Consider the following 17,781-nt stretch of genomic DNA (forward strand, 5'->3'; position numbering starts at 1 on the left):
TAAATCGCGGCTAAAGTCGCGATTTTTTAATTGAGTGTGGATTATGAAAGCATTATCAAAGTTAAAAGCAGAGCCAGGCATTTGGATGACAGATGCGCCAAAGCCTGAAGTAGGTCATAACGATCTGTTAATTAAGATTCGTAAAACAGCCATTTGTGGTACCGATGTTCATATTTATAAGTGGGATGAGTGGGCACAAAACACTATTCCTACACCTATGGTGGTTGGCCACGAGTATGTGGGTGAAGTAATTGACATGGGCCAAGAAGTTCGCGGTTTCGAAGTTGGCGACCGTGTATCTGGTGAAGGTCATATAACCTGTGGTCATTGTCGTAACTGCCGTGCTGGACGTGTTCATTTATGCCGTAATACAACCGGTGTAGGTGTTAACCGCGAAGGTGCATTTGCTGAGTACCTAGTGATCCCAGCATTTAATGCGTTTAAAATCCCAGATAACATTAGCGATGAACTGGCCTCTATTTTTGACCCGTTTGGTAATGCTGTACATACTGCATTATCGTTTGACTTAGTGGGTGAGGATGTATTAATCACTGGTGCAGGCCCTATTGGTATTATGGCCGCGGCTGTAGCCAAACATGTGGGTGCACGCCATGTGGTTATCACCGACGTAAATGAATACCGCCTAGACTTAGCACGTAAAATGGGCGCAACGCGTGCTGTAAACGTTGCGAATGAAAAGCTTGAAGATGTAGCTAAAGAGCTAGGTATGACCGAAGGCTTTGACATTGGCTTAGAGATGTCAGGTGTTCCGAGTGCATTTAATGCCATGCTAAATAACATGAATCATGGCGGCAAAATTGCCATGTTAGGTATTCCACCTTCAGATATGGCGGTCGATTGGAATCAAGTTATTTTTAAAGGCTTAGTGATCAAAGGTATTTATGGTCGTGAGATGTTTGAAACTTGGTACAAAATGGCTAGCTTGATTCAATCAGGGCTTGATTTAAAACCAATTATTACTCATCAGTATTCAATTGATGACTTCCAAGCTGGCTTTGATATGATGATTTCAGGCCAATCGGGTAAAGTAATTCTTAACTGGGATTAATTATCCCCTGTTAAGAGAATTAAAGGCGGCATTTGTCGCCTTTTTTGTAATTATAAGAGAGTACTATGGCATTTAAACATATATCAATCGCACAAACCCTCGAACTACTAGACAAAGAAGATGTGGTGATTGCCGATATTCGCGATCCTAATTCGTATCAGACAGGGCACATTCCTGGCTCTGAAGCGCTTTCAAATGCAAATATCGCCCAATTTATGATGGAAAAAGAGTTTGACCAGCCGATTATTATTGTTTGTTATCACGGCATGAGTTCACAAGGTGCTGCCAGCTACTTAGTAGAGCAAGGCTTTGAAGATGTTTACAGTATGGATGGTGGTTTTACTGCGTGGGAAGCCGCTTACAAGGATAAAGTAGCACGATGATAGAGCTTGGTAGCCTAACTAATCCCCGCGCTGCACAGGGCTTTATAGATTACCTAAAAAGCCAAGGGCTTACAGGGCAAATTCGTACTGAGGATGGCCATACGCTTGTTATTAGTGTGGCACCTGAAGACTTTCATGCAGTGCAGCCTTTATGGAACGAATTTGCTAAAAACCCTAATCATGAGCGTTACCAACAAGCATCATGGCAAGTAGGTACTACGCAGTCACCGTTAAAGTATCAAGGGCAGTCACTTAATTTAGTCGCTCGTTTTAAAGCCTTAAGCTGGCTTAATCAAGGTGTTAGTATTCTCAGCATTATTGTTTATGTTGCCTTTTTATTTGGTGCGTTTGAGCCTATTTATATGGCGTTGCAGTTCAATCCTGCGTCACCACTTACCTGGTTAACACCTGCTATTGTGCATTTTAGCGCTATGCATATTGTGTTTAACTTAATCTGGTGGGTATCGCTGGGTGATAACATTGAAAAGCAATGCGGTAAGTCGAGTTTAATCGGGCTGTTTTTAGTTACCGCTTTAATAAGTAATTGGGCACAGTACTTAATGGTTGGTCCTAACTTTGGTGGGCTTAGCGGTGTTGTATATGGGTTGTTAGGCTTTTGTTGGATTTACAGCGCGCTTAACCCTAAACAGCCTGCACTGGTTACAACCGCGATTGTTGGTTTTATGCTGGTATGGTTAGTACTTGGTTTTGCAGATGTATTATTTGTTGGAATGGCTAATTGGGCACACTTAGGTGGGCTTACTAGCGGTATGGCTTTTGCCTATACCGCTCAGCTTTTTAAAACAAAAAGCGGCTAATGATATAAATATTTAGTAAATAACAGGTCTCGGATTATTTCTTGGCCTGTTTCTTCCTTAAGTAAGCTTTTTAGTTTTTCTGCGCTTTTAAGGCGAATTTGCTCACGCCCTGTTAAAGACTTTATTTTGTTTTCAGGCTCTTTTGATAATATCTCTACTAGCGCATCACGTAATAGAGGGGTGTGGTGTTCTACAATGGCAATATCGGATGTTTTATTTAACATTAAATCTACCGTGACACGAACGTAACCCATTTTTTTACTCGATGGACCAATGTAATTGGTAATAATGTCTGGCTCAAACCCAAAATAACCCACAGTAGACTCAGCACGTGCTGATAAGCTAGTTAGGCTGACTAAAAGAATAAAAAGGCCTGTAAATACTGTTTTTTTCATTTCAAAAGCGTTTCCGTAAACTAATTACAAATAGTTTATACTTATTAGTAAATAAGATACAGCAAGATGCTGTTATTTGTTGTGTTTGTAAAAGTACTCTGAATTCAAGTTTGGGGTAGGCAATAGCGAGAGTCAAATGCTGATTAGCTTTTTATGACACAGGATGTGCTTGGTATTGAGTAAATCGCGCTTTTTCAAATTCGTTGGCAATGTTATGATCTCTCTGATTTATTTCAAGTAGAGTTATTGTGATTACTTTTCCTCTTTCTTTATCTGCTGATTGGCAGAGTACCGCTCAAGTCACTGGCTTATCTAACGCTGAAAAAGAGTGGTTATTTGAACCGCATTCTTTAACGGCTAAATTAAAAAGTCAGTCTCAGCGTTTTGCTGTAAAAGTGTTGAGTGAGCAAAAAGTAGACCTTTCTCAATCACAGCAAACGCTATTAAGTAAGCAGGTAAGTACAGTACTTAACCGTGAAGTGTTACTTTTGTGTGATGAACAACCGATTGTTTATGCTCAAAGTTGGTTGCCAGTAACAACTAATAATACAAACAATCAGCTGCACAATATGGGAGATCGCCCGTTAGGTGATGTTATCTTTCAAGATCCTGCGTTAAGGCGCACTGATATTGAAATTGCTCGCTTTGATGGTAATCACTCATTGCAATCACTGGTGAGCGAACTTAATTTACCGAATCGCTCTTTACTGGGCAGACGCAGCGTATTTTCTTTACATAACTATCAATTTTTGGTCTGTGAGGTTTTTTTACCAGGAGCTTACTTATACTCATGAAACTAGCCGCTTTGTCTGTTAATCATTTTCCCTATTACATCCAGTTAATGCGAATTGATAAGCCCATAGGCACTTTATTGCTACTTTGGCCAACTTATTGGGCACTATGGATAGCGAATGATGGTCTGCCTAGCTTAACAAATTTCATTGTGTTTACCCTTGGAGTAATAGTTATGCGAAGCGCAGGATGCGTTATCAATGACTTTGCCGATAGAAAAATTGATGGCTCAGTAAAGCGTACTTGTCAGCGGCCGCTAGCGACCGGAGCGGTAAGTAGTGGCGAAGCAATTAGTTTGTTTTTATTACTCGTTGTCATCGCTTTTATATTAGTATTATCGCTTAATACCAATACTATTTTGTTATCGTTTGGTGCACTTGGATTAGCGTTTTGTTATCCCTTTATGAAACGTTACACGCAACTTCCTCAAGTTGTATTGGGCGCGGCTTTTGGTTGGGCAATCCCAATGGCTTTTATGGCATCAATAAACTCTCTCCCCGTGCAGGCATGGTTGCTATTTATTGCCAATATTTGCTGGACGGTGGCTTACGACACTATGTACGCCATGGTTGATAGAGACGATGATATAAAAATAGGAGTAAAATCAACCGCTATTTTATTCGCCAGTTATGACCGCCATATTATAGCGCTACTTAACTTTAGCTTTTTTGCGTTGATGGTTTTAATTGGGTTGATGAATCAAATAGGATTTAGTTTTTGGTTGGGATTAGCTATTGCAGCAATGTTACTTGTGTATCAACAGCGTTTGATTCATTTACGCCAGCGAGATAATTGTTTTAAAGCATTTTTAAATAACCATTACGTAGGACTGGCTATTTTTATTGGTTTATTATTTTCTTACCCCGTTTTTGCTTAACGGGGTGGATCGATAATGCCACTAATTGATGCGTTTTTTCTGAACCAACCAGCAATCGAATAGCGGTTATCAACAGCAGGAAGTACTTCATGTACAAAGCGTTCGCTTTCAAATAATACCAAAGTGCCTGCCGTGGGTTTTATTACTATTTCTATGCCTTTACTTTTAGGCTTGTAAATAACTAGCTCTCCACCTTCCTCTGGAGAGTTCAAATATAATACGGTAGTAAAAACACGGTTTGAACGACCTTTAAATGCATCTACATGTTTTTTATAAAAATCACCTTGCGTATATTTTGCATAGTGACATTCATAATCAAACAAACCCATAAAGAAAGTTCGATTAAGCGTATTACGAACTGCTTCCATTACTTGCTGGTAGCCAAGTTGTGCATTTGAACTGCCATCAAACCAATAGGTTTTGTCTTTACGAACTGTATTATCAATTTGCAAGTTATTTAATCGACCAATACCAGCAAGGCTAAAGTGTGGATTTATTCTGTAGCAATCTGCCATTAAATCAAAGATTAGGTCACTATCAATGGCGTTTTCAATAATGGCATAACCATGCGTTTCAATCTGCTCTAGATAAATTCCAGAAGCTGTAAAGTTGTTCATTAACGCTAGTCATAATAGTAGGGAGCGTTAGTTTAATGTAAAAAAACTTTAAAGCTACAAATTTATCGCGTTCACCAAAGCGCATGGTGTAATGTTATGCTTTTGAGACTTTATTTATTAGCGAGAGTAAGTGGTCAACATGCTCACCTGCTTCTATTTGTTGGCTGGTTTGCACAATAAGTTGCTCATGGCTAATATCGTTATTAGTTTTAAGTTGAATCAAGTTATGGTTTTCTGCCACAGAACTGGTGTGTTCAATACCGGCAATGGCAAAATGGTCTGACTTTTCAAGTCCGGCCATTACCTGATCAATACTGCCCACTTTAATAGTTGATACTTTATTTAATGAGTCTATTACTTCATTAAGCATTGATTGCACTTGTTTTGACTGTGAAAAACAACTGAACATTGGATAACTTTCGAGTTCTTTTTTACTAATATCGCTTTTATTTGCTAAAGGATGTTGTTTTGAACAAAACAAAATAAGCTGATCAGGTAATTGTATGTCGCTACCAATGCTATTGACTATTTGCGAGCATACACTAATGTCAATTTCACCCTGAAGTAACTTCCTATGAAGCTCAGTTTTGTTTTGTAGCTGCATTTCGATTTTAATATGCGGGTATTGGCTTAAAAATTCACCGCAGGTAATTGGTACTATGCTGCTGGTTGTTGTGGTGTAACCAATAACCAATTTTTTCTCTTCAGTGCCATTAATTGACTGAAAAGCGCGATGTTTTATTTGCTCTAGCTCATTGAGGGTATTTTTTGCAAAGTCGAGGAAAAGTTCGCCTGCTTGAGTTAATTTAACCGAGCGAGTAGAGCGGGTAACAAGTTCGTAGCCAAGCTCTGTTTCAAGAGTTTGAATACTACGAGTTAACGCAGATGTGCTAATTTGGGTTTGTTCTGCAGCTTGCCTAAAATGACGAAGTAGGCCAAGCGCTACAAACTGTTCTAATTGTTCAAATCTCACTATATAGTCCTTTTTTATAGGTAAGCTAGGGGAATTGCAGATTAAATACTGACTTTATATCCCTACAGATCAGTTGAAATAATGTTTTTAACCACCTCCTTAGATTAACTTTCTTTTCATCGTATTTAAAGAGAATAGTTGCTAAAAGTTGTTATACCTTTGGGTAATGTTAAATAACTGTAGGGTTTTATTATTGACCAAGTTTATGCAATTTTATAACAGCTTTATTAAAGTCTCGGTTTGTTAATTACTGTTTTTGCTTTTAGGGTTGGGCTCAATAAAATTTTTACTTACTCGGTTACTTAAAGGCTTATTTTCAATGTTTTGCAATTCAATTTCTATGGCATCACAAGAGATGTGAATTTCAAATAATGAAGTAAGCAAAGATAAGCTTAAGCAACTTAAACTGACACCAAATAAAATAATGCCCGTGGTATTAAATTCTATAAATAATGCGAACATAGATAGCGTACATAATAAAAAAGCAGCCACTCCGTATACTTGCATGGTTCTTATTAATTTTATTCGCTTTCTAAGGTTGGTTATTTGCGCCACCACAACAGGACGAATAGATTCCCCTTCACGTGCATTCAGTTCTCGTATTAGTTGCGCTAGCACTAAAAATCGGTTTGTATAGGCGAGTAACAACAACGAGATTGCTGGAAAAAGTAAACCTGGAGTAGTTAGCGTCATAATGTGTCCTTAAATCATATTATTTGCTTTAGGTTACGCAGGCAAATTGTACACATAAAGTAAATGAGGTGGATATTGCAAAATATTAATAATAGCGATTCAAATATAACATCATTTGATTGGGTTACGCTTTATAACGCAGAAAATAGTTTAGAGGCCAATATTATAAAAGGATTGATTCTGAATGCGGGAATTGAGTGTCAAATTAAAGGCGAAATGCTGCAAGGTGCAATGGGCGAGATCCCGTTTGAGCAAACACAAGTAAGTGTGCAGGTTTATGCGATAAAAGAGCGCCATGCACGCGAAATATTGGTAAACTATCAGCAAGTAAAACAATCCGCTCCAGATTGGGTGTGCCCTAACTGTAATGAGCATAATGGATCAACATTTGATTTTTGTTGGTCATGTGGGACTTTAAAGAATGACAAAAGCGAATAATTTTCAGCGTATTAGAGAGTTAAATTACCTGCAAAAAGCGGTATTGGCCAGTGCGTTAATAGAGCGTATGTTGCCTAATTATGGACTGTTTAGTGAGGCTACCGGTTTTGGCGATGAGGTTATTTTACGTAATGCTTTAAATGTATGTTGGGAAAAGATACTGCTTCCTAAAAGTAAGATTGATTTAGAAAAGCAAGTCGAAAAAATTGAACCTAATGTACCTGAACTTGCTGATTTTGATATGTTTGGCACTTACCCTGCCATTGACGCTGCAACTTCATTATTGAGCTTAATGCATGGCCTTTTAGCACAAGACGAGCAAGAATTTGTTAATGTGAGTAAAATATCGCAGGCAACTGTGGCTCGCTTTATTGAGTATCAAATGACGGTTGAAGGGGATGTTGCTGATAATAAAGCAGTGCGTGAACACCCACTAATGCAATACGAAATAGAGGTATTAGGTGAACTAATTGATTTTGTAGAAGCTATGGGGCGTATTACTGCTGAAAATGTAAAAGCATTGAAAAAGCATGTCCTTGCTGATGGCCAAACTAACATTGGTTTAGCACTTTAAGTTATTTGTTTTAAACACCTTGTTAGGTGGCAGGAGAATTAACAATGCGAATTTTAGGCATTGAATCATCATGCGATGAAACTGGTATTGCTATTTATGATGATGAAAAAGGGCTACTGGCTCATCAATTATATAGCCAAGTAAAAGTACATGCTGATTACGGTGGTGTGGTACCTGAGCTTGCATCTCGCGATCATGTACGTAAAACATTGCCGCTTATCGATGCGGCATTTGCGCAAGCTGGCTGTGGACCGGAAGATTTAGACGGTATTGCCTACACCGCAGGACCTGGTTTAGTAGGGGCTTTGTTAGTAGGTACCTCAATTGGTCGCTCTTTAGCGTATGGTTGGGATATTCCTGCGGTGGCAGTACATCACATGGAAGGGCATTTATTAGCGCCAATGCTTGAGGAAAACGTTCCCGAATTCCCATTTATTGCTTTACTCGTATCTGGCGGTCATACCATGATGGTAAAGGTTGCGGGCATTGGCCAATACGAAGTGTTGGGTGAGTCGGTAGATGACGCTGCAGGTGAAGCATTTGATAAAACGGCTAAATTACTTGGGCTTGATTACCCTGGCGGTCCTCGTTTAGCTAAAATGGCTGAGCAAGGCGTTGCCAAACGATTTGTTTTCCCGCGCCCGATGACAGATAAGCCTGGTCTTGATTTTAGCTTTAGTGGCTTAAAAACCGCAGCTTCGATTGCTATTCGTGAAAATGATAGTGACGAGCAAACTAAAGCAGATATTGCCCATGCATTTCAAACAGCCGTTATAGATACTTTAGTGATTAAGTGTAAGCGAGCACTAAAACAAACGGGTATTAAACGTTTAGTAATAGCCGGTGGTGTAAGTGCTAATACGCAACTACGTTTGCAACTAGAGCGTGTGATGCAAGGTATGAAGGGCGAAGTGTATTACCCACGCACTGAGTTTTGTACCGACAATGGCGCAATGATTGCTTATGCTGGTATGCAGCGTTTAAAAGCGGGGCAGTTTGCTACGCTTGATATGAAAACTAAACCGCGCTGGCCAATCGATAGCTTAGAAGCAATATAGTTAACCAGAACCTAGGTTAGTTATTACTTCTTATCATTTGTAGGGGCTTGTTTAGTCCCTACTTTTGGTTCTTCACCTTTAAATAAACGCACAATATTAGTGCGATGCCTAATAATGATCAGTAGCGTAATAAAGGTCACGGGTAAGGTATATAATGGCTTTATCCACCATGTATATAAAGGCGCTAGCGTCACAGCTACTAACGCTGCAAGGGATGAGTAGCGGGTAATCGCGACAATAATCAGCCAAGTACCAATCAATAACCCACCTAAAGAGAGCCCTATCGGCAGTAACGAGCCAAATGCTGTTGCGACCGCTTTACCCCCTTTAAAACTAAAAAATAATGGGTACATGTGCCCTAAACATGCTGCAACCGCAATTAAACCAAGCTCTAGCGGCTCAAGTTTTAAAAAGTAAGCGCCCCAAACAGGGATAGTGCCCTTTAAAATATCAAATATTAAAACTAAGCATGCGGGGAGAGCGCCGCCTAAACGGTAGACATTGGTTGCTCCTGGGTTATTGGAGCCATTTGTGCGTGGATCGGGAAGTTTGAATAGCCGCGACACTAAAATGGCCGATGAAATCGAGCCGAGCAAATAGGCTAATACAAACATTAAAATGACTAACACGCGCTTCCTTATTTTTTAATCATTACTTTTAAGCTATTATTGGCGTCAAAATTTACGGGCTTCTTAAATTACTCGCAATTTTGTAACTATTCTATTGTAGAAGTAATTTTAGTATATTTAAACACTGATTAAAGTATATACAGTATTAATTTGATTGATACAATATGTAATTAACTCAGTGACTTGTTACAGTCATTTGGAGTATCAATGGACAAGGTATTTATATCACAATTGCATGTCGAAACGATTATCGGGGTGTATGATTTTGAAAAGAAAAGTAAACAAAGCCTGTACTTTGATATTGAGATGCTAAGCGACATTAAGCCCGCAGCACAAAACGACGATATTAACTTAGCATTAGATTACGCTAAGGTGAGTGAGCGAGTTATCGAGCACAGCACTGCTAAACCAGTCGAGCTTTTAGAAACGCTGGTGGAGCAATTAGCGCAAATTATCTTAACCGAATTTAATACTCCTCAAGTAACAATAAAAGTTAGCAAGCCTGCTGCAGTTCCACAAGCGCAAACAGTGGGTGTAGAGATTACGCGCATTAAGGCTACGGCTTAAATGGCGCAGATATTTATTAGCCTAGGGTCAAACATTAATAAAGCTGAGCATATTCGGCGTGCTCTAGTGGCGTTAAATCAGCACTTTGAAAACACACATCACTCATCAGTATTTGAAAGTGAAGCTGTGGGTTTTGCCGGTAATAACTTTTATAACTCAGTGCTTGCCGCCACCACTAACATGGCGCTGGTTGATGTGTGCGCGTTATTAAAACAAATTGAACGCGACAATGGCCGCCAAGCAAATGATAAAAAATTTAGCCCACGTACTTTGGATCTCGACTTACTCTTTTATGATGATGTGATTTGCGAGAGCCCAGCACAATTACCGCGTGACGAAATTACTAAAAACGCCTTTGTTTTACAGCCTTTAGCTGAGGTGGCCCCTGATTTTTATCATCCGGTAGCAAAACAAACGATTGCCCAAATATGGAATGCATATAACAACCCTCAACAAAAACTATGGAAGGTGGAGTTTTCTAACCCATGAGTATTATAGAAATAATTGTTTTAGCCCTAATTCAGGGATTTACTGAGTTTTTACCTATATCGAGTTCGGCACACTTAATTTTACCATCACAAATTTTAGGCTGGGAGGATCAAGGGTTAGCGTTCGATGTTGCTGTTCACGTAGGCACTTTAATTGCGGTTGTTATTTATTTCCGTAAAGAAGTAGCCGATATACTCGGTGCTTGGTTTAAATCGTTTGGCGTGCAGGGCACAACAGATGATAGCAAACTAGGTTGGTGGATCATTTTAGGTACTGTGCCAGCAGCTATTTTAGGCTTGTTATTAAAAGATTTTGTTGAACTGTACTTACGCAGTGCATGGGTGATTGCGACCACAACAATCGTATTTGGTCTATTGCTTTGGTACGCAGATGCCAAAGGTAAGCAAATAAAAACAATCTATCAGCTAAACTGGAAAACGGCCCTCATTATTGGCTTTGCACAGGCCGTTGCAATGATCCCTGGCACTTCACGTTCAGGTATTACCATGACAGCGGGTTTAATGTTAGGTATGAACAAGCAAAGTGCAGCGCGCTTTTCGTTTTTATTAGCTATTCCAATCATTTCAATGATGGGTCTTTATTATACTGCAGAGCTTGCCCTTGGCGATCATATCGTAGATTGGACGGCATTATTGTTAGGTGTAGTGCTGTCGTTTTTATCAGCTTATGCTTGTATTTTTATGTTTTTAAAAGTGATTGAGCGAATGGGAATGCTACCATTTGTTATTTATCGTTTATTATTAGGTGTCGGTTTAATATTCTTTTTAATGCTATAAGCTATTAATCTTCAGGAAAGCCTCCCACTTTGGGAGGCTTTTTTATTTGCGCCAAGGGTTAATGGTAACTTAAGCTAAATTTTGGCATTATAGCGCCATTAAATTTTGCCCTAGAGCAAACTCCGCGCAGGATGAAAGGATAGTAAATGCATATACATATTTTGGGTATTTGTGGCACATTTATGGGTGGTATTGCCGCTATAGCAAAATCATTGGGTCACCACGTTACTGGGTCAGATCAAAACGTTTACCCACCAATGAGTACTCAGCTACAAGAACTGGGTATTGAACTAACACAGGGCTATGACGTATCTCAACTAGAGCCAGCTCCAGATATCGTTGTTATTGGTAATGCTATGAGCCGTGGTAACCCGTGTGTTGAATATGTACTCGATAAGAGCCTGCCTTATACTTCAGGACCTGAGTGGCTAAAACATAACTTACTACAAGATTCGTGGGTGCTGGCTGTGGCAGGAACTCATGGTAAAACAACCACCGCCAGTATGTTGGCGTGGATACTTGAATATGCGGGTTTAAAGCCTGGCTTTTTAATTGGCGGAATTGTACAAAATTTTGGTCTTTCTGCGCGAGTTGGGCAAACGCCATTTTTTGTTATAGAAGCCGATGAGTACGACACGGCCTTTTTTGATAAACGCAGTAAATTTGTTCATTATTTACCTCGAACACTTATTTTAAATAATCTCGAATTTGATCATGCTGATATTTTTGAAGATTTAAACGCAATTAAAAAACAATTTCACCATTTGATTCGTACACTACCGCAAAGCGGCAAAGTGCTGTGGCCAAAAAATGATGAAGCACTGAGCGATGTGATTACAAAAGGCTTGTGGAGCGAGAGCGAAACTCTAGGCGATGACTGGAATTATGAATTACTCAAAGCCGATGGTTCTCAATTTAATGTTTTACTAAATAAGCAGTTACAAGGCGTTGTTAGCTGGCAAGCGATTGGTGAGCATAACGTTAAAAATGCCATGATGGCTATTGCAGCAGCTCGTCATGTGGGAATTGCAATAGAGCACAGTATTGAAGCTTTGGGCGAGTTTATCAGCCCAAAAAGGCGGATGGAGCTTAAAGCAGATATTAATCATATTAAAGTGTATGACGATTTCGCCCATCACCCTACCGCGATTCAAACAACACTTGCGGGGCTGCGTGCTAAAGTGGGGGATGAAAAAATTATTGCGATTTTAGAGCCGCGCTCTAACACCATGAAAATGGGAGTGCATCAATTTACACTTCTCGATTCACTTCGCGATGCAGACGACGTGCTGTTATTTGAGCCAGAAAATTTAAACTGGTCACTTAAAGAGCAAGCTGACAAAGCGGGTATGCAATGCTTTGATTCTACAACCGCTATTATTGATACAGTACTTGAGAATATTGAGTCAAATCAACATGTTTTAATTATGAGTAATGGTGGTTTTAATGGTCTTCATCAGCAACTTGTTGATGGTTTGGCCGATAAATACAGCGGAGAATAATGTGCAATTTAAAGATACAATTACCTTAGCATTTAGTGGCGCATCAGGCGCACCATATGGATTAAGGCTGTTGGAAGTGTTACTTGAACAACAATTTCAAGTGTATGTGCTTATCTCAAGTGCCGCGCGCGTAGTTTTTGATACCGAGTCTAATATAAAGTTATCAGGGAATGAAGATAAAGCTACCGAGCAGTTAAGTGCATTATTTAACGCCAAGAGCGAACAATTAAAGGTATTTGGCAAAGATAACTGGTTCAGCCCGGTGGCTTCGGGCTCAGCAGCACCGAAAAAAATGATAGTATGTCCATGTAGTGCCGGGTCTGTGTCTGCGATTGCAGTCGGCGCATCAGATAACTTATTAGAGCGCGCTGCCGATGTGGTGATAAAAGAGCGAGGTCAACTTATTTTAGTCCCTCGAGAAACTCCGTTTAGCGAAATTCACTTAGAAAATATGCTTAAATTGTCGCGTTTAGGGGTCACTATCATGCCCGCTGCACCTGGTTTTTATCATCAACCACAAAGCATAGAAGACTTAGTTGATTTTATGGTGGCGCGAATTTTAGATCATTTAAATATTGAACATAATCTCACAAAGCGCTGGGGTTATGGTGAGGGTAAGAAATGAATAAGCAAAATATTGCTTTAAATATTGAAGGCCTTACCAAGGTTTACAAAAATGGGGTTGAGGCAGTAAAAGGCGTTGATTTACAAGTGCATGAAGGTGACTTTTTTGCACTACTTGGTCCAAATGGGGCGGGTAAATCAACCACTATTGGGGTGATATCTTCTTTAGTTAATAAGACCAAAGGTAAAGTTGAAGTATTTGGTCATGATATTGATACCGACCTAGAAGCAGCGAAAGCTAACTTAGGTTTAGTGCCGCAAGAGTTTAACTTTAGCCAGTTTGAAACCCTAAGCCAAATACTCGTCAATCAAGCAGGTTATTATGGTGTTCCTCGCGCGCAAGCGCACAAACGTGCTGACAAGTACTTAGCACAGCTAGGGTTACTTGAGAAAAAAGATAAGCAAGCGCGTACCCTTTCTGGTGGTATGAAGCGTCGTTTGATGATTGCACGCGCCTTAATGCATGAACCAAAGTTACTTATTTTAGATGAACCAACAGCGGGCGTTGATATAGAGCTGCGCCGCTCAATGTGGGACTTTTTAAGGCAAATTAACGAGCAAGGTGTGACCATTATTTTAACCACTCACTACCTTGAAGAAGCCGAATTACTGTGTAAAAACATCGCTATAATTGATACCGGTCGCATAGTTGAAAACACCACCATAAAAGCCTTGTTAGCTAAATTAGACAAAGAAACCTTTGTATTGGATTTAAAACAGCCTACCAAACCGGTGACGCTTGAAGGGTATAATTTCACTATGACTGATGAGCACACCATTGAAGTTGAAGTAGCTAAATCACAAGGGCTCAATGCTGTATTTAGCGCGTTAACCGAACAAGGAAATACTGTGCTAAGCATGCGTAATAAAGCAAATCGATTAGAAGAATTATTTGTAGGTTTATTAGAGCAAGGGCGGGGCGAATAAATGTTTAAATATGGCGTAGCCTTAAAAAGTATTTGGATTAAAGAGTGTATTCGTTTTTTGCGTATTTGGGTGCAAACCTTAGTACCGCCAGCGATTACTATGAGCTTATATTTTGTTATTTTTGGAAATTTAATAGGCTCGCGTATTGGCGATATGGGCGGCTTTAGTTACATGGAGTTTATTGTTCCTGGCCTTATTATGATGTCAGTTATAACAAACTCTTACTCGAATGTGGCTTCGAGCTTTTACTCAACTAAGTTTCAAAAAAGTATTGAAGAGTTATTGGTTGCACCTGTGCCTAATTACATCATTGTGTTGGGTTATATGGGCGGAGGCATGACCCGTGGCATTATGGTTGGCTTTATTGTAACGTGCGTTTCTTTATTTTTTGTAGATATACAAATACATAATATTTTTGTGATTATAGCCACTGTTATTCTTACCTCGGCGGTGTTTGCCTTGGGCGGATTAATCAACGCTATTTATGCAAACAGCTTTGATGACATAAGCATTATTCCGACCTTTATTTTAACGCCTCTAACTTATTTAGGCGGGGTGTTTTACTCAATCACTTTACTGCCTGATTTTTGGCAAATGGTGTCGCAAATAAATCCTATTATTTATATGGTTAACGCATTCAGATACGGATTCTTAGGTGTTTCTGATGTTGATTTAACAGTTGCGATTGCGGTGTTGTTGGTGTTTATCAGCGTATTATTTACTTTAGCACTGACGCTAATTAAAAAAGGTGTGGGGCTAAGACACTAATGAGCGATGCAAATTCACGTAGTATTGTATCTAATCAAGCGGGACTTCATGAAAAGCTTGATGAAATAGTTAATAAACACTTACAAGCCGAGTTTAAAAAGCCAATTGCAGCGCATACTCAAACCGCATTTGATGAAGTTAATGCTAAGGTGCAAGCCTTTGATGGACCGCTTATTCTAGACTCCTGTTGTGGCGTTGGCGAAAGCACTGCTAATTTAGCGAAACGTCATCCTGATGCGTTAGTTGTGGGCATTGATAAGTCATCTCACCGACTTGATAAGCATGATGTTGAGTATAAACAAACTGAGAGTGGTCAATACATTTTGGTGCAAGCTGACTTAAATGATTTTTGGCGTTTAGCTGTCGCTGCTAATTGGCGGCCTACTCATCACTATTTGCTATATCCAAACCCTTGGCCTAAGTCTAAGCACATTCAACGGCGCTGGCATGGGGCGGCTATCTTCCCCTTTATTGTTAAATTAGGTGGTTTGCTTGAAGTGCGCAGTAACTGGGATATCTATGTTAAAGAGTTTGCTAGGGCGCTCGAGTTAGCAGGGTATCCTTGTCAAACTGCGTTGTTTGAATCAGACGAAGCAATTACTCCTTTTGAGCGTAAGTACTGGGCCAGTGGTCAGCAAAGCCACCGACTAGCCATTAATATTAATAACTAATCCATTGCTTTTTTAAACTCAGTAACATGTGGCGTTGGTTTGCCAAGGAAACTACCTTGCATCAGCGTCACATTTAGTTGGCTGAGTAACTCTGCAACCGTATTACTTTCTACCGCTTCAACAACCAATTCAAGTTCAAGCTGCTGGGCTATATCAGTGATGTAGGATATAAATAGCGACGTATTTGCATCATTTAATAGCTGCTTTGTGATTGCTCCATCGAGTTTTATACCATCAACCTCCACTTTTAAAGTATTAAGAGTATTGATAAACTCATTACCCCAGCAGTGCATCACCACCTTTGCCCCCTTACTTTTTACCATTGCGATAAATGACTTTATTTCATAGTAATGTGAAATAACCTGCGACTCTAAAATTGAAATAGTAATGTTTTCAGGATTAGGGTAGCGATGAAGCTCATACGCAATATGATCATAAATAGTGGGATCTGCAATGTTTTCAGCGCACAGCGTTAACTCCCAACAAATTGCTGATTTACGAAAACGTGAAACACATTGAGTAAACAGGGCATGGGTTAACATGCCATTCATACGCAGTCTATTTAGTGCATTTGCAAAGGTATCAGGGGTTAAAATCTCCCCTTGTGAAGTGACTATTCTCGGTGAGCAATCATACCTAATAACTTCATCGGTATGAGTATTTATAATCGGCTGAAAGTAAGGAACAACACGATGAGCATCAAATGCTTCACGAATTTCTTTTGCTATTTCAACATTATATAAATATAGAGATTTAGCGTCGTTAATTGCCTCACAGTAGTTAACTATACTCTGATCGCCCTGCTTAGATTGCAGTAACGCAATATGAGCATTCTTAAGCAGTAATGACTTATTGCCTCTAGCTACACCAGCGTTAAGTGTAATATAAATAAAAGGCTGATTTAAAAACGGTATATTTTTATTATGCGATTGTATGATGCTATATAGCTCATCAAAGGGAGTTTCTTTATCAGTCAAAATAGCGAGTTTATTAGTTGCAATACGATAAATACGTGCGTGCAAACGGGCTTGCTGCTTAAAGTGAGTGAGCAGCTTTTTCATCACTTCATCGGCTGTTTTTGTGCCAAAAAAACGGCTGATATTATCAATTTCGTTCACTAAAATAATCGCAATTTGTAAATGATGTTCATTGCTTTTTTTTAGCCGTTTTTCTAAGGCAATATGATTTTCGAATCCGCTTGCATGGTCGCTCATTAATGAACGACGTACTCCATAGTAATAAAGAGTATAAACTATTAATAAAATAATAATTACGCAGCAAAAATGAAACATAGATTGATATAAGTCTGTTTTTAACGCATTGCTAATTTTATCAACGCTAATATCTGCAGCTGTAATATAGGTTCTGCCATTTTTTGCCAGATGAGGAATATATACTGTTTTGGAATGGCCGCGATGCGCTGTTGAGGTTTCAAAAATAGGGGCCGTTGATAAAAATGCAGCCATAGTTATTGGCGTGGCTTCGGGATAAAGATCTAAAAACTGAGTAACTTTACCGTTATTTTGATCATCTTGAGTGTAGCTAGAGGCAGTAAAATAAACATTCTCATCAATCAGTACCATTGAATATAAATAATCTATATTTAAATCATTGGCCAATGCCGAAAGCTGGTCGGCTTTATTTTGATAGCTTGAAAAGCTAATTTCTTGCGCTACTTTATCGTGATAATCACTACCTAAAATGTACTTTACGCTGGTGGCTGCATTTAATAAACGATTATCAATGCTGCGTATAACATCATTATTGATGGCAGTGTAGGTGTAGTAACTGTAAATTATTAAGCTGACTAAAAAAAAGACGGTACCGAGCGCCAACCGAGTTAATTTTAGATTTCCTTTTAGCATGTAACATCCTTATTTTTTGTTAGATTTATTATACTTAAAAATTATAAATGCCCAATATTTTAATTACCCTTTGTACTAAATATAAAAAATAGTGAAATGTTATCTATTTTGTATTGTCTTTTATGGCTTAAAACGAGACATTTTTGTCATATTGCAGTAAAGTTAGCGCAATTTTTTAGAAATGCCGTTGCTTAAAAACACCTTAAATTAGCGTGTTTTACAAACTAACAGGTGTTTTAGTCACACACTAGGTAT

22 protein-coding genes are annotated in these 17,781 nt (G+C 39.1%); 16 read left to right on the forward strand and 6 right to left on the reverse strand.

The annotated features are described in order from the left end of the window. Positions 1 to 43 precede the first annotated feature (43 nt). The 3 genes from tdh to glpG all read left to right on the forward strand — a co-directional run bounded on the left by tdh (position 44) and on the right by glpG (position 2,270). A complete protein-coding gene (gene tdh, locus CWB77_RS00075) occupies positions 44 to 1,069 on the forward strand; it encodes an L-threonine 3-dehydrogenase (RefSeq protein WP_010390995.1) in 1,026 nt (341 codons plus the stop codon). Between the two features lie 65 nt (positions 1,070 to 1,134). Continuing rightward, positions 1,135 to 1,452 (forward strand): thiosulfate sulfurtransferase GlpE, encoded by a 318-nt coding sequence (gene glpE, locus CWB77_RS00080; RefSeq protein WP_010390998.1) that lies wholly within the window; start codon positions 1,135 to 1,137, stop codon positions 1,450 to 1,452. Continuing rightward, the gene (gene glpG / locus CWB77_RS00085) at positions 1,449 to 2,270 is read left to right on the forward strand and encodes a rhomboid family intramembrane serine protease GlpG (RefSeq protein WP_138620761.1); all 822 of its coding nucleotides are present in this window, start codon (positions 1,449 to 1,451) and stop codon (positions 2,268 to 2,270) included. The genes glpE and glpG overlap by 4 nt, the downstream gene beginning before the upstream one ends. Here glpG and CWB77_RS00090 read toward each other — a convergent pair. Continuing rightward, positions 2,267 to 2,665, reverse strand: coding sequence for a flagellar basal body-associated protein FliL (locus CWB77_RS00090; protein ID WP_008115596.1), 399 nt, complete (start codon positions 2,663 to 2,665; stop codon positions 2,267 to 2,269). The genes glpG and CWB77_RS00090 overlap by 4 nt on opposite strands. A gap of 248 nt (positions 2,666 to 2,913) precedes the next feature. Here CWB77_RS00090 and CWB77_RS00095 point away from each other — a divergent pair, with 248 nt between their 5' ends. Both CWB77_RS00095 and ubiA read left to right on the forward strand, forming a co-directional pair. Then, positions 2,914 to 3,459: a chorismate--pyruvate lyase family protein gene (locus CWB77_RS00095; protein ID WP_138620763.1), complete on the forward strand. Its 546-nt coding sequence runs from the start codon at positions 2,914 to 2,916 to the stop codon at positions 3,457 to 3,459. Then, entirely contained in the window at positions 3,456 to 4,334 is an 879-nt protein-coding gene (gene ubiA / locus CWB77_RS00100; protein ID WP_138620765.1) for a 4-hydroxybenzoate octaprenyltransferase, read from the forward strand. Before CWB77_RS00095 ends, ubiA begins: the two co-directional genes overlap by 4 nt. Here the strand turns inward: ubiA and CWB77_RS00105 are convergent. From CWB77_RS00105 to CWB77_RS00115, 3 genes are all read right to left on the reverse strand, one after another. Beyond that, positions 4,331 to 4,951 carry a 2OG-Fe(II) oxygenase gene (locus CWB77_RS00105; RefSeq protein WP_138620767.1) on the reverse strand — a complete coding sequence of 207 codons (621 nt, stop codon included), beginning with the start codon at positions 4,949 to 4,951 and terminating at the stop codon, positions 4,331 to 4,333. The two genes, ubiA and CWB77_RS00105, sit on opposite strands and share 4 nt — an antisense overlap. 94 nt (positions 4,952 to 5,045) lie before the next feature. Further along, entirely contained in the window at positions 5,046 to 5,924 is an 879-nt protein-coding gene (locus CWB77_RS00110) for a LysR family transcriptional regulator (RefSeq protein WP_010391006.1), read from the reverse strand. A 243-nt stretch (positions 5,925 to 6,167) separates the two neighbouring features. Continuing rightward, the gene (locus tag CWB77_RS00115) at positions 6,168 to 6,617 is read right to left on the reverse strand and encodes a DUF2721 domain-containing protein (protein WP_054201982.1); all 450 of its coding nucleotides are present in this window, start codon (positions 6,615 to 6,617) and stop codon (positions 6,168 to 6,170) included. Positions 6,618 to 6,680: 63 nt separating this feature from the next. Here CWB77_RS00115 and CWB77_RS00120 point away from each other — a divergent pair, with 63 nt between their 5' ends. From CWB77_RS00120 to tsaD, 3 genes are read left to right on the forward strand one after another with little or no spacing between them, the layout of a single operon-like run. Then, complete coding sequence (locus tag CWB77_RS00120; protein ID WP_372239236.1) at positions 6,681 to 7,055, forward strand: putative signal transducing protein; 375 nt, start codon at positions 6,681 to 6,683, stop codon at positions 7,053 to 7,055. Continuing rightward, on the forward strand, positions 7,039 to 7,629 hold the full coding sequence (locus tag CWB77_RS00125; RefSeq protein ID WP_008115608.1) for a YjaG family protein: 591 nt from the start codon (positions 7,039 to 7,041) through the stop codon (positions 7,627 to 7,629). Before CWB77_RS00120 ends, CWB77_RS00125 begins: the two co-directional genes overlap by 17 nt. Positions 7,630 to 7,673: 44 nt before the next feature. Next, positions 7,674 to 8,687: a tRNA (adenosine(37)-N6)-threonylcarbamoyltransferase complex transferase subunit TsaD gene (tsaD, locus tag CWB77_RS00130; protein ID WP_008115610.1), complete on the forward strand. Its 1,014-nt coding sequence runs from the start codon at positions 7,674 to 7,676 to the stop codon at positions 8,685 to 8,687. A 23-nt stretch (positions 8,688 to 8,710) separates the two neighbouring features. On the opposite strand, the gene plsY is transcribed toward tsaD, so the two are convergent. Further along, entirely contained in the window at positions 8,711 to 9,316 is a 606-nt protein-coding gene (gene plsY / locus CWB77_RS00135) for a glycerol-3-phosphate 1-O-acyltransferase PlsY (RefSeq protein ID WP_010391012.1), read from the reverse strand. A 207-nt stretch (positions 9,317 to 9,523) separates the two neighbouring features. On the opposite strand from plsY, the gene folB reads away from it, so the two are divergent. The 8 genes from folB to trmB all read left to right on the forward strand — a co-directional run bounded on the left by folB (position 9,524) and on the right by trmB (position 15,661). Next, complete coding sequence (gene folB / locus CWB77_RS00140) at positions 9,524 to 9,883, forward strand: dihydroneopterin aldolase (RefSeq protein WP_075170696.1); 360 nt, start codon at positions 9,524 to 9,526, stop codon at positions 9,881 to 9,883. Continuing rightward, on the forward strand, positions 9,884 to 10,372 hold the full coding sequence (gene folK / locus CWB77_RS00145) for a 2-amino-4-hydroxy-6-hydroxymethyldihydropteridine diphosphokinase (protein ID WP_075170695.1): 489 nt from the start codon (positions 9,884 to 9,886) through the stop codon (positions 10,370 to 10,372). Further along, positions 10,369 to 11,169, forward strand: a complete 801-nt coding sequence (locus CWB77_RS00150; protein ID WP_010391016.1) for an undecaprenyl-diphosphate phosphatase — start codon at positions 10,369 to 10,371, stop codon at positions 11,167 to 11,169. Before folK ends, CWB77_RS00150 begins: the two co-directional genes overlap by 4 nt. A gap of 146 nt (positions 11,170 to 11,315) precedes the next feature. Beyond that, positions 11,316 to 12,671, forward strand: a complete 1,356-nt coding sequence (gene mpl, locus CWB77_RS00155) for a UDP-N-acetylmuramate:L-alanyl-gamma-D-glutamyl-meso-diaminopimelate ligase (protein ID WP_138620769.1) — start codon at positions 11,316 to 11,318, stop codon at positions 12,669 to 12,671. Position 12,672: 1 nt separating this feature from the next. Further along, entirely contained in the window at positions 12,673 to 13,296 is a 624-nt protein-coding gene (locus tag CWB77_RS00160) for a flavin prenyltransferase UbiX (protein ID WP_109875641.1), read from the forward strand. Continuing rightward, positions 13,293 to 14,222, forward strand: a complete 930-nt coding sequence (locus CWB77_RS00165) for an ABC transporter ATP-binding protein (RefSeq protein WP_138620771.1) — start codon at positions 13,293 to 13,295, stop codon at positions 14,220 to 14,222. The genes CWB77_RS00160 and CWB77_RS00165 overlap by 4 nt, the downstream gene beginning before the upstream one ends. Continuing rightward, positions 14,223 to 14,990 (forward strand): ABC transporter permease, encoded by a 768-nt coding sequence (locus tag CWB77_RS00170; protein ID WP_010391022.1) that lies wholly within the window; start codon positions 14,223 to 14,225, stop codon positions 14,988 to 14,990. Continuing rightward, a complete protein-coding gene (trmB, locus tag CWB77_RS00175) occupies positions 14,990 to 15,661 on the forward strand; it encodes a tRNA (guanine(46)-N(7))-methyltransferase TrmB (RefSeq protein WP_033104026.1) in 672 nt (223 codons plus the stop codon). Before CWB77_RS00170 ends, trmB begins: the two co-directional genes overlap by 1 nt. Here the strand turns inward: trmB and CWB77_RS00180 are convergent. Next, positions 15,658 to 17,526 carry a GGDEF domain-containing protein gene (locus tag CWB77_RS00180; protein WP_138620773.1) on the reverse strand — a complete coding sequence of 623 codons (1,869 nt, stop codon included), beginning with the start codon at positions 17,524 to 17,526 and terminating at the stop codon, positions 15,658 to 15,660. The genes trmB and CWB77_RS00180 overlap by 4 nt on opposite strands. Positions 17,527 to 17,781 lie beyond the last annotated feature (255 nt).

The organism is Pseudoalteromonas sp. S1610 (assembly GCF_005887465.1).
Lineage (GTDB): Bacteria > Pseudomonadota > Gammaproteobacteria > Enterobacterales > Alteromonadaceae > Pseudoalteromonas > Pseudoalteromonas undina.